This is a genomic window from Planctomycetota bacterium, from assembly GCA_018242585.1.
In the GTDB taxonomy this organism is placed as follows: domain Bacteria; phylum Planctomycetota; class Planctomycetia; order Pirellulales; family PNKZ01; genus JAFEBQ01.
The window spans coordinates 156,540-169,429 of record JAFEBQ010000019.1; the positions used below are offsets into that span (position 1 = coordinate 156,540).

Sequence of the window (12,890 nt, forward strand, 5' to 3'; positions counted from 1 at the left end):
ACTGGCTCGTTGTACTTCTGCAATGTTCCACGCACAGAGCGAATCACTTAATGCAATGCGAAACAAGATTGAGTCGGGACCCTCATCCGACGGCTAGCGCCGCCACCTTCTCCCGGGGGGAGAAGGGTCACTGGATGCCGGCGCATGCTACTTCTTACTAATCGCTAGTTGCTAACTGCTAATCGCCTTTTCAACAACTGACCAACCACCATGAACCTCGAGGAACCATTACCGTCGTTCGACCAGTGGCTGCCCGGCGCGGCTGCCACTTGGGCCGGGGTGATGGCTTGCCTGGTCATGCTGGTCGTCGCGGCGGCGCTCGTCGTGCTGGTTCACACCGGACAGCAGATCGGCTTCGATCGGGCCTCGGCTCGGCCGATCAATTGGCTGGTCACGCTGTTCAGCGACCTGGTGTCGACGTCGCTCCGCCGCATTCGGGCCATCGCCTGGCTGACCGTGCGCGAGGCCACGCGCCGGCACGGCCTGATTGGCTTCTTGCTGTTCTTGCTGCTGATTCTGCCGCTGGCCCTTTGGTTTCTTGATCGGGCCAGTCCCGATCCGGCCGTGCTCTACGTCAGCAGCGTCCACTGGGCCGTTGTGCTGCTGGTGTTGGCCACGGTCGTTCTGCTGGGCTGCACGGGACTGCCGAACGACATCAAGCAAAAGACCATCTACACGATTGTCACCAAGCCGACCCGGGCCACCGAGATTGTCCTGGGGCGGATGCTCGGCGGCGTGACCATCGGCACCGGCATGCTGGTGCTGATGGGATTGTTGATGTACCTGTTCGTACACTCGGCCTTGTTTCATCGCCACGAAGTGGACCCGGGCGAGATGGCGAACATCAGCTCGCCGAATGCCGACGTGCGGGCGATTCGCACCGGGCGGACGTCGCTCGATCGGCATCATCGCCACCGGGTGACGATCGAAGCCGACGGCCGCGGTTCGACCGACATTGTGCAAGGGCACTGGCACCCGATCGTCACCAGCGAGCGCGGCGGCCAGGTCGTCTATGACGTGGGCGGACCCGAGGGGCAATTCCGCGCCCGGGTGCCCCAGTATGGCAAGTTGCGGTTCATCGATCGGTTCGGCAATCCGGCCGAACAGGGGACGAACGTCGGCGAATGGACCCATCACCGTTACATCTTTGGCGGCTCGCTGGCCTCGGCCACCTGGTCGTTCGACGAAGTGACGGCCGATCGTTATCCGCAAGGGCTGCGCGTCGATATGAATCTGCTGGTCCGTCGCACGCACCGGGGTGACATCGAGCGCGGCGTGGCGGGGAGCGTGACCTTGCGCAATCCTCGCAACGGGCTGACCAGCGCGCCGTTGCACTTTCTGGCTCGCGAGTACACGGTCGACACGCACCTATTCCCGCGTCGCTTGGTCGACAGCCAGGGGCGCTCGGTCGAGCTGTTCAAGGATCTGATCGTCGATGGCCGCGTTGACCTGGTGGTCCAGTGTCTGGACAACGAGCAGTTCCTGGGCATGGGGCAGACGAGCGTCTACTTGCTCGAAAGCGAAGGGGGCGTGCCGGCGAACTTTTTGAAGGCGTACTTCGGGCTGTGGCTGCAAATGGTCGTGGTCGTGGCGGTGGCGGTCAGTTGGAGCACATTTTTGAACTCGGGCGTGGCCTGGCTGGCCACCCTCTTGATGCTGGTGATAGGATTCTTTCATGACTTCGTCCGGCAGTTGGCCCACAACCAGACCCCGGGCGGAGGGACCATCGAGGCGATGGTCCGCCTGTACCAGCACAAGAACTTGGAACAGCCGCTACCCGAGAGCATGGGCATGGACGTGGCTATGTTCTTTGACGAGATCATCCGCTGGGTGTTGTGGCTGATCGAGGGGGCGACACCCGAGATGCTGCGCTTCAGCTTGGAAGATTACTTGGCCCAGGGGTACGACATTCCCTTCGATCTGATCGCCCAACTGTCGGTCACCACGCTGGCGGACGTGGCGCCGCTGGTCATCTTTGGCTACCTGGGTTTCAAATTGCGGGAGCTTGACTGATGCACCCGTCGACGCGACGCAAGCTGATCTACCTGGCGCTGGCGGCGGCGCTGTTGCTGCCGTTGGCCTGGTTGGGGCAGCCCGCCACGCGCGGGGGCGGGCGCGGCCAGCCGGGGGGACATCTGGCCCAGCAGCGCGAGCATTACCGGCTGGGGCAATCGAACCTGGGGAAGATCGACCCGGCCAGCGAGACGATCAAGCTGGCGACGTTGGGACTGCGCGGCGTCGCCTCGACCATCCTCTGGAACAAAGCCGACGACTACAAGATGAAGAAGGACTGGACGCGGCTCTCGGCCGCGTACCAGCAGATCGCGTACTTGCAGCCCAACTTCGTGGCCGTCTGGCGCAATCAGACCTGGAACTTGTCGTACAACATCGCCGCCGAGTGGGACGACTATCGCCAGCGCTATCAGTACGTGATTCGCGGCTTGGACTTCCTGGAAGTTGGCCGCGAGTACAACGAGAACGATCCGCGGTTGCTGATGGAAACCGGTTGGTTTGCCATTCACCGTCTCGGCCGTAGCGACGAACGGCTGTTGTTCCGCAAAATGTTCCATGACGACGACGACTTCCATCACCGGCAAGCAGTCCACGAGCGCGACAACTTCTTGTTTGGCAAAGAGTATTACAAGCTGGCCGAACGATCCGTCGAGCAGCCCAGCAACGATCCGCGGGTGGTGCAGGTGTCGCTGTCGCCGCCGCTGTTCTATTCGCGCACCACGATGGCCCAGGTTTATTACGCCGCGGCCTTGGAGGACGATCATCTGCAAGCGATCCAGACCGTGGCCGATCGCGGCCCCGCGCCGGGCGCGCGGCGCGAGGCCTGGCACGAATACGAAGCCCGTTTCGGCGAAATCGACCGTGACATGACGGCCCGCATCCTGGCCGGGTGGCAGCAAGCCGACCGGGACTGGCGAGCCTTTGGCCAGCGCGAGTTCATCGCCGGGAGTGGCATCCATTTTCGGCTCGAAGAATTGGAACGGGTTCAGAAAGAGCGCGATGCCGCGGCCGCGAAGCTCGACGCCATTGTCGGGCCCGAGCTGCGCGAAACCCTGAAGCAGGAAAAGTACGCCGCGCTCAGCGCCGAGGAACGTCGCGCCTATGACACACCTGCGGCCGAGCGGACCAGCGAGCAGCAAGGCTACGCCGGCCTGGCCGACTCGAAAATGGACGTCACGTACCTGGAACTGGGCAATCGCGTCACCGGTCCCCAGGCGGCCGAGGCCAAACGCCTGGCCGAAGAGGCGGCCCGCATCAACGTCCGCGTTGACACCATCAAGAGCAACCGCGAGGTCGTCAACTTCGATTACTGGCGCTCGCGGATCAACCTGGAACAGACCACCGACGCGCGGCAGGCGCGGCTGGACGTCCACCGCGCCACGGTGGCCTTCAACGAAGCGGACCTGGTGCGCGCCCACACGCTATTCGAGCAGTCGTTTCAGCACTGGCGAAAGGTGCTCGACGCCAATGCGTTCCTGGCCGACGACCCGACCGGGCTGTTGATGATCGACGCGATCCATCGCTATGAGCATCTGCTAAAGCTGATGGACCTGCCGTTCCCGAAGGTCTTCCTGCTCGACATCCTGCGCAACAGCCCAATGGCAAAGTGAGGCGGGGGAAGTTGCGAGTTGCTGGTTGCTAGTTGCTAGGGGAAGAAGAGAGGCTAGGGACGAGGGACTAGGGGCTAGGGAAAGGCCCGTTGTGAATTGCGATTGGATGGTTAGAAGCGTGTGACGGTGTCCATCAACCCTTCTCCCCTCGGGAGAAGGTGGCGGCGCTAGCCGACGGATGAGGGTCCCGCCACAATCTTGCGCCGCGCTGCCAACAGATCACCCTCGCCAGACTCTGGCGATGCGCCATCTTCTCAATTAAAGTGCAAGTCCCGCCCATTGCGCTTTTCTGCTCGTGTTGTCGAGGCCAGGGTTTGATGAAGCTGCGCCACACGTGTCTCCTGTTTGCTGTTCTCTGCATCGACGTTCTCGGCAGCGCAGCCCACGCCCCCGCCGCCGACTCGAAATCGGACAAACCCAAGTCGCCCCCGGCGGGGCCCACGCATCCGATCGTGCCGACGTTCGAGCGGTTCTTTGCCGCCCCCGATCAGCAGCAGCCCGAGGCGCTGGCCGAAGGAGGCCGCTTGCTGCTGGGTGAGTTGAGTTGCACCAAGTGTCATCAGGTCGACAAGCCACTGGCGCCCCACTTCATCGCCAAGGCCGGACCGAACTTGAATAACGTGGCCGAGCGCGCCCGCACCGCTTGGCTCCGCCGCTACCTGGCCGATCCGCACGGCGTGAAGCCCGGCGCGACAATGCCCGACGTGTTGGCCCACTTGCCCGCGGCCGAAAAAGCCGAGCAGGTCGAAGCCTTGACGCACTATCTGGTCTCGCTGGCGTCGAAGGCCACGGGCGATCAGATACCAGACCGGGCGGCCGCTAGCCGGGGTTTGAAGTTGCTGAATCAGATTGGCTGCCTGGCGTGTCACGATGCGCCGGACGCCAAGGAGCGGCTGGCCACGTCGATTCCGTGGGGGAACCTGGCCGAGAAGTACACGGCCAGCACGCTGTCCAAGTTCCTGGCCGATCCGCACGCGGCGCGTCCGGCGGGGCGGATGCCCAAGCTGGGGCTGACGAATCAAGAGGCCAACGACATCGCCCACTACTTCCTGCGCGACGTCGAGGGGGAGGCGAACCTCCGATACGAAGCCTGGCGCCGGGGGTTTGAAAGCGTTGACGAGCTGGCGCAAAAGGAACCCAAGTCGCGCGGCGAAAGCCTGGGCTTTAATCTTGATCTGGCCCGACGCGACAATGATTTCGGCATGCGCTTCACTGGTTATCTGCGCCTGGAAGCCAAGGCCGAGTACACGTTCTATCTGACCAGCGACGATGGCAGCCGACTGACCATCGACGGCGTGCGCGTGGTCGACAACGACGGCCTCCACGCCACGCAGACCAAGGACGGGCTGATGATTCTGGACCGCGGATCGCACGAGGTCGTGGTCGAATACTTTAACGGCGGCGGCGAGGGAATTCTCGAACTGGAATTCGAAAGCCCGAACCTGCCGCGCGGCGACATCGTCGGCGCGTTGTCGCTGGCGCGTGATGGCGAACCTCCCTCGATGGGCAAGGATCAACTCGTCGTTGACCCCAAGCTGGCCGCGCGCGGGCGCGAGCTGTTTGCCAGGCAAGGGTGTGCCAACTGCCACGAGGTGCGCCACGAAGACCAGCCGATCGCCTCGACCCTGAAGGCCCCATCGCTGGTCAAAGCCGGCAAACCGGCGGGCTGTTTGGCGGTGAATCCCTCGGGCAGCGCGCCGCGCTTCGGCCTCAGCACCGAGCAGCGCAAGGCCTTGCATGCCGCGTTGATTTCCTCGGCCCCGTCGGTCGATGCCAAGGATCCGGCCACGGTGATCGCCCGCACGCTGTTGGCGTTCAATTGCCATGCCTGTCACCAGCGCGATAGCCGTGGCGGCGTCGAGCCGGGGCGCGACGATTCGTTCCTGACGTCGATCAAAGAGATGGGTGACGAGGGGCGCCTGCCGCCGGCGCTGACCGGCGTGGGGCTGAAGCTCACGCGCGGCTGGCTGGAGCGCGTGTTGAAAGAAGGAACGGTGCTGGTCAACAAGCAGAAGACCCGTCCTTACATGCACACACGGATGCCGGCCTTTGGCGAGGAAAACGTCAAGCCGCTGGTCGAGGCGTTCGACAAAGCTGACACCCGCAAGTTGCCTGCCGCGCCGACGCTCGACGAGCCCGACTATCTGACCAAGGACCAGGGGCGGTTGCTGGCCGGCAGCCAGGGCTTTTCGTGCATCAAGTGCCACACCTTTGGCAAGTACCAGGCCGAGGGTATCCAGTCGATTGACATGGGGATGATGTCCAAGCGACTGCGCCGCGAGTGGTTCGCCGCTTACGTCCGCGACCCGCCGGCGTTTCGTCTCGGCACGCGGATGCCGAGCGCCTGGCCCAAGACGGGCAAGAGCGTGTTCGGCACGATGTACGAAGGGGACAGCGACAAGCAGATTGCCGCGCTGTGGATTTACCTGCTCGACGGCGAGAAGGCGCGGCCGCCGCAAGGGGTCGGCGGCCAGCCGATCGAACTGGTGGCCAAGGACGAGCCAATTGTCTACCGCAACTTCATCGAAGGGGCCGGCCCGCGGGCCATTGCCGTTGGTTATCCCGAGAAGCTCGATCTGGCGTTCGACGCGGCGCAATTGCGACTGGCGCTGATCTGGCAGGGAGCGTTCATTGACGCGTCGCGCCACTGGAGCGGCCGCAGCGAAGGGTTCCAGCCGCCGCTGGGGGATCGAGTGATCCCGCTGGTCGACGGGCTGCCGCTGGCCGCGCTTGCCAAGGACGACGAGGCCTGGCCGGCCACGTTGACGCGCGAGACCGACAGCCATTTCCAAGGCTACCGGCTCGACGACGCTCGGCGGCCGACGTTCCTCTACTCGGTGAACGGGGTCGCGGTCGAGGACCAGCCGACGCCGATCGTGGCCGACAAGACCAAGAGCTTCCGTCGCACGCTCAAGCTGCAAAGCGCGCAGCCGGCGAAGCACCTGTACTACCGGGCCGCGCTGGCCAGCTCGATCGAGCCTGCCGGCGATGGCTGGTACAACGTCGACAAGATTTGGAAGCTGCGGATCGAATCGTCCGGCGCGAGCCCGCGCGTCCGTGCGGCCGGTGCCAAGCACGAACTGATCGTCCCGGTCGAGTTCCACAACACCCGGGCTGAAATCATTCAGACCTATCAATGGTGAGTAACCTCATGAGCACCGTCGTCCATATTCCCCTTCGCGACGCAGTCGCGCACCCTCGCCCCTTGCGAGAGAGGGTGGTTCGCGCGGCGAACCGGGTGAGGGGTAAGAAGCTGATACCAGCGCAGACTCCTCACCCTAGCCCTCTTACGCGGAGGGGAGAGGGGATCAAGGCGATCGTCGCGCTGACCGCGCTGGTGTTGTCACATGTCACCACTTCCACGCGTGCCGCCGATGCCGCGGCCGAGAATGAATACTACCGGCTGATTACGTTGCCGATTCCCGATGACATCGTGCTCGAAGCCGGCGCGATCGAGCTAATGCCCGGCCGGAAGCTGGCCGTCTCGACGCGGCGTGGCGAGGTTTATCTGGTCGAAGGGGCGTTCAGCGATCCGCCCAGCGACGTCAAATATCACCGTTTTGCGGCGGGCCTGCACGAAGTGCTGGGCCTGGCCCAGAAAGATGGCGTTCTCTATGCCGTTCAGCGCGGCGAGGTGACACGCCTGCTCGACACGAACGACGACGGACGCGCCGACGTGTTCGAGACGGTCGCGGACGGCTGGGACATCTCGGGCGATTACCACGAGTACGCCTTCGGTTCCAAGTTCGATCGGAAGGGCGAACTGTGGGTGACGCTCTGTCTGACTGGGTCGTTCAGCAGCCAGGTGAAGTACCGCGGCTGGTGCGTGCGCGTTTCGCCCAACGGCAAGCTGACGCCGGTCTGCACGGGCATTCGCTCGCCAGGGGGCATGGGGGCGAACGCCGCCGGCGACATGTTCTATACCGACAACCAGGGGCCCTGGAACGGCGTGTGCAGCTTGAAGGTGTTGCAAACCGGCGGGTTTGTCGGCCACCCGGATGGTCTGCGCTGGTACGACGTGACCGGCGACGCGGCCGGTCCACGGCCCGAGACGCCCGAGAGTGGCGGGCGGATGCACCTGGAAGCCGACAAGAACCCGGCGCTGCTGCTGCCGGCCGTCTGGTTTCCGTATCCCAAGATGGGGCAGTCGGCCAGCGGCGTCGAGTGCGACACGACGGGCAAGTTCGGGCCGTTCAAAGAACAAATGTTCGTCGCCGACCAATCCCATAGCACGGTGATGCGAGTTGACCTGGAAAAAGTCGACGGCCACTATCAAGGGGCGTGCTTCCCGTTCCGGCAAGGGTTCGCCTCGGGGACGCTCGGCTTGTTGTTCACGCCCGACGGGTCGTTGTTCGCGAACGGCACGAATCGAGGCTGGGGTTCGCGCGGGCGCAGTCCGTTCGCGCTCGAACGACTCGTCTGGACTGGCAAGACGCCGTTCGAGATTCTGCACATGCGGGCCATGCCCGACGGCTTTGACCTGGAGTTCACCGAGCCGGTCGAGGCCAAGACCGCCGGCGATGTGAGCTCGTACAAGCTGTCGACTTACACATACATCTATCAAAAGACGTATGGCAGCCCCGAGGTCGACGCCACCAAGCCGACGATTACCAAGGCCGAAGTGTCGAGCGACGGCCGGCACGTGCGATTGTTCGTCGATGGCCTGCAGCGCGGGCACGTACACGAGTTGCACGCCGACGGGGTGCGCTCGGCGCAGGATCAGCCGCTGCTGCACGCCGAGGCGTATTACACGATGAACCGGCTAAAAGAAACGATCAATGATGAACGATAAACGATAAATGAAAGGCAGGAACGTGGGCGGCTGATCGCTTCTTGTCCGCCGTTTATCGTTCATCGTTTCGCGTTTATCGTTTCCTACGCTGCTTTCCGCTGCGAGCCGCGGCGCGGAGTTGGCGCGGTGTCCGTGCCCGACTGACGCGCGACGCCGTAGAAGGCGGCAATCTGGCTGACTACCGCTTCTTGCTCGGCCGCGGTCAGTTCGGGGAAGATCGGCAGGGCCAGCGTCTCGCGAGCCGCCTGCTCGGTGTGGGGCAATGAACCTTCGGCATAGCCGAGGTACTCGAAGCATTGCTGCTGGTGCAGCGGCACGGGGTAATAGATCTCGGTGCCGATCTTCTTGTCGGCCAGGTGCTGACGCAAGGTGTCGCGTTTCCCTTCGGGCGCGCGAATGACGAACTGGTTCCACACGCTGCGGCAGTCGTCGGCCACGGTCGGCAAGGTGACGATCTTGTGCAGGCCAGAGGCCGTGAACAATTGCTGGTATCGCGTGGCCAGCTCGGCCCGGGCCTTGGTCCAGCGTTCCAGGTGGGGCAGCTTGACGTTCAGCACCGCCGCTTGCAGCGAGTCGAGCCGGCTGTTGATGCCGACCAACTGGTGATAATAGCGCGGCTGCATGCCGTGGGCCCGCAGCAGTCGCAGCCGCTCGGCAAAGTCCGCGCGATTGGTCGTCAGCAGTCCGCCATCGCCAAAGCCGCCCAGGTTCTTGGTCGGATAAAAGCTGAAGCAGGCCATCTCGCCCAGGTTGCCCGCGCGGACGCCGCGATACTCGGCGCCGATCGCCTGGCAGGCGTCTTCGATCACTGTCAGCCCCAAGGTGTGGGCAATGTGATTGATAGCCGCCATGTCGGCGCACTGGCCGAACAAATGGACGGGAATGATCGCCCGCGTGGCCGGCGTGATCGCGGCGCTGACCGCGGCCGGGTCGAGATTGTACGTCACCGGGTCGATGTCGACGAAGACCGGCTTGGCGTTCAGTCGGGTCACGGCGCTGGCCGTGGCAAAGAACGTGTAGCTCGGCACGATCACTTCGTGGCCGGCTTCGACGCCGGCGGCCATCAGAGCCAGCAGCAGCGCATCGCTCCCCGAGGCGCAACCGATCGCGTGGGGCACGCCGCAATACTTGGCCACCGCGTCCTCGAACACCTGGCAGTCGGGCCCCATGATGAACCGGCCCGACTCGCAAACGCGGGCGATCGCGGCCTGGATATCGGCGGCCAACTCGCGGTACTGGCGTTGATTGTCGAACAAGGGGACCGAAGTAACCGGCGCGGCGGAGGTGGGTTCAGCGGGCATGTGGGTGACTTGCTCTGCGAGAGAAGAGATGCGCGGCCAGCACGCGGCGCGGCAAGCAATGTGCCGGCCGTCGCGGCCACGGGGGTGACGAGACGGGGGCGAGAATATCGGCGCTGGCCCCCAGGGACAAGGCGAGTTTCGCGGGCCACTAATGCAAGAGCAATCGTTTACGCAAAACCGGCGGCGGACTACGATAGCGTCGTGCTAGCACTCGCCCCGGCGGAGTGGTTTTGACTTGGAGAGGCTTTTTTTCACCGCAAAGGCGCAAAGAGCGCAAAGGAAATACAGAAGAGTAAATCGCAGAGTGCGCGGAGAATCGCGGAGGAGGAGAAGACAGTTTTTCGTCTTCGCGCACCACTGCGTCCTCTGCGATTCAAACAGTCTTTGTCTACTTAGCGTCCTTTGCGTCTTTGCGGTTCAATTCTCTTATGAAGAAGTAAAGGTCGCACGATGCCGCTGCAGATTGCCCTGATCGCGCACGATCAACGCAAGTCGCTGATGGTCGAGTTCGCCGAACGGCACCTCGACTTCCTGCGCACCATGCCGCTGGTGGCCACGGGCACGACCGGCAGCATCTTGAACGAGCGCTTGAAGCTCGCGGTCGAGTGCGTGGCTCACGGGCCGGACGGGGGCGACCTGATCATTGGCGGCCGCGTGGCCCTGAACCAGATCGCGGCCGTGATCTTCTTTCGCGATCCACTGACGGCCCAGCCGCACGAGCCCGACGTGTCGGCGCTGATGCGGGTGTGCGACGTGCATCACGTGCCGCTGGCCACGAATCTGGCCACGGCCGAAGGGGTGATGATGTGGCTCCGCTCGCGCGGCGCTTCAAAATGAGTGTTTACCGCAAAGACGCAAAGAGCGCAAAGGAAGAAGTGATGAATGCGGAATGATGAGTGATGAATGGGGGAGATGGATGCGCGGGCCTATGGCCTTGCGGCTAAGCAGTTTCTCCTTTTCTCCTGCTGACCCGTTCCCTTGTGGTCTTCTTGGTGACTCTGTGGTGAATCCTCTTGCGTCGTGTCGTTGTGCCGTCGTGGTTGGCCTTGCTGCCGATGGCCTCCTTTGCGCCCTTGGCGTCTTTGCGGTGAAAACAAATCCCTCCGTGGCTAGGAAAGACCTGACATGGTTCGCCAAGCTCTGATAGTTATCTCCGCGATCGCGCTTCTGTTCGTTCACGCCACGTTCGTCGGCGCGGCTGAGCCGAAGTTGCCTCCCATCAAGCAATTGCCGCCGCCAGGCATCGAAATACCCGCTGCCGAGCGCGAGAACCTGTCGGCAAAGCTCAAGCAACTGCGCTCGGCCATCGACGGCGTGGCCAAGGGGAAGGACGCGCGGGCCAAGGCACTCTTGCCAGACGTTGAAGTCTACTTCCGCGCGGTGAGCGACGCGCTGGAGTTCGGCGAGTTCTTCAAGCCCGCCGAGTTCAAAACGGCTGCCACGCTGCTGGAGGCCGGCCTGCAGCGGGCTGCCCAGTTGGCCGCAGGCGAAGCTCCTTGGACCGAAGCGACTGGGCTCGTGGTGCGCGGGTATGTCTCGCGGATCGACGGCTCGGTGCAACCCTATGGGCTGGTCGTGCCGGCGTCGTACACGCCGCGCACGGCGGGGCGTTATCGCCTGGACATCTGGTTCCACGGCCGCGGCGACACGCTGACCGAGTTGGCGTTTCTGAACGATCGCGGCAATAAGGTCGGCCAGTTCGCGCCGGCCGATACGATCGTGCTTCACCCATATGGTCGTTTCTGCAACGGCTACAAGTTCGCCGGCGAGGTCGACGCGCTCGAAGCCCTCGACGCCGTGCGCGCGGCCTATCGCGTGGACGACGAGCGGACCAGCGTGCGCGGGTTTTCGATGGGGGGCGCCGCCACGTGGCACATGGCCGTCCATTACGCCGATCGCTGGTGCGCGGCCAACCCAGGGGCGGGCTTCGTCGACACGCGCCAGTATCTGGGCCTCGACACCAGCGGCGAGCCGGCGGCTCCCTGGTACGTGCAAAAGCTGTGGGGTCTGTACGATTGTCCGCCACTGGTGAGCAATCTGCTGCAATGCCCCCTGGTGGCCTATAGCGGCGAACTCGACAAGCAAAAAGCGGCGGCCGACCTGATGGCTGCGGCGTTCAAGAACATCGACGTCGAGATGACCCACATCATCGGCCCCAAGACCGAGCACAAGTACGAGCCCCAAGCGGCCGCCGAAGTCGAGCGGCGCATGGCCAGCTTGGCGCAAATTGGCCGGCGGCGCGTGCCCGATCGGGTGTTCCTCGAGACGCGCACGCTCAAGTATCCACGCATGAACTGGATCGAGGTCGAAGGGCTGGCCGAGCATTGGGCGCCGGCGCACGTCGAAGCCATGATCGTGGCGTCGAACAGCATTGCCATCACGCCCGACGGGGTAACCGACTTGCGGATTCGTTTCGGGCCCGGCGAGTGTCCGCTGCCACATGGGATCGACCAGCCGCTGAATTTAATCCTGCCCGGCGCGTTTGACCGGGGACAGTTCATCAAGGTCCACGCGCCGGCTTCGGATCGCTCGTTCGACGTCCGCTTGCATCGCTCGGGCCAGACCTGGACGCTGGGCGCGCGCCGCGAGAACGGCCTGCGCAAGCGACACAATCTGCAAGGACCGATCGATGACGCGTTTATGGACGCATTCCTGTTCGTCGAGCCGAGCGGCACCGCGGCTCACCCGGCGGTTCAGACCTGGGTCGAAGCCGAACGCAGCCGGGCGATCAAGAAATGGCGACAGCTCTTCCGTGGCCACGCCCGGGTTAAGCGCGACACCGACGTGACCGACGACGACATTGCCAAGTATCACCTGGTCCTGTGGGGAGACGCGGCCAGCAACGAACTGATCAAGCGCGTGCTGCCGCAACTGCCAGTGCAATGGACGGCCGAGCGCGTGGCAGTCGGCTCGCAAGCGTTCGACGCGGCGGGGCACGTGGTGGCGATGATTCATCCCAACCCGTTGAACTCGACGCGCTATGTGGTGCTGAACAGCGGCTTCACCTTCCGCGACGGCGACAACTCGAGCAACGCGCGAATGACCCCCAAGCTGCCCGACTGGGCCGTGATCGACCTGTCGCAACCGCCGGATGAATACACGCCCGGCAAGATCGTGGCGGCTGATTTCTTTGACGAGGCGTGGAGGGTGAAGAAAGCGATTAGCCGTTAGCGA

At 63.8% G+C, this 12,890-nt stretch carries 7 protein-coding genes; 6 read left to right on the forward strand and 1 reads right to left on the reverse strand.

The genetic code is table 11. The features are described 5' to 3' along the window. The first annotated feature begins 210 nt into the window (after nt 1-210). From JSS27_10405 to JSS27_10420, 4 genes are all read left to right on the forward strand, one after another. Complete coding sequence (locus tag JSS27_10405; GenBank protein ID MBS0209356.1) at nt 211-2,013, forward strand: hypothetical protein; 1,803 nt, start codon at nt 211-213, stop codon at nt 2,011-2,013. Next, complete coding sequence (locus tag JSS27_10410) at nt 2,013-3,623, forward strand: hypothetical protein (protein ID MBS0209357.1); 1,611 nt, start codon at nt 2,013-2,015, stop codon at nt 3,621-3,623. The genes JSS27_10405 and JSS27_10410 overlap by 1 nt, the downstream gene beginning before the upstream one ends. A gap of 317 nt (nt 3,624-3,940) precedes the next feature. After that, nucleotides 3,941-6,766 (forward strand): c-type cytochrome, encoded by a 2,826-nt coding sequence (locus JSS27_10415; GenBank protein MBS0209358.1) that lies wholly within the window; start codon nt 3,941-3,943, stop codon nt 6,764-6,766. Nucleotides 6,767-6,774: 8 nt separating this feature from the next. After that, complete coding sequence (locus JSS27_10420; GenBank protein MBS0209359.1) at nt 6,775-8,415, forward strand: hypothetical protein; 1,641 nt, start codon at nt 6,775-6,777, stop codon at nt 8,413-8,415. A gap of 83 nt (nt 8,416-8,498) precedes the next feature. Here JSS27_10420 and JSS27_10425 read toward each other — a convergent pair whose 3' ends face one another. Then, complete coding sequence (locus JSS27_10425) at nt 8,499-9,716, reverse strand: DegT/DnrJ/EryC1/StrS family aminotransferase (protein MBS0209360.1); 1,218 nt, start codon at nt 9,714-9,716, stop codon at nt 8,499-8,501. Nucleotides 9,717-10,166: 450 nt separating this feature from the next. On the opposite strand from JSS27_10425, the gene JSS27_10430 reads away from it, so the two are divergent. Next, a complete protein-coding gene (locus JSS27_10430) occupies nt 10,167-10,553 on the forward strand; it encodes a methylglyoxal synthase (protein ID MBS0209361.1) in 387 nt (128 codons plus the stop codon). Nucleotides 10,554-10,841: 288 nt separating this feature from the next. Beyond that, entirely contained in the window at nt 10,842-12,887 is a 2,046-nt protein-coding gene (locus JSS27_10435; protein MBS0209362.1) for a prolyl oligopeptidase family serine peptidase, read from the forward strand. Nucleotides 12,888-12,890 lie beyond the last annotated feature (3 nt).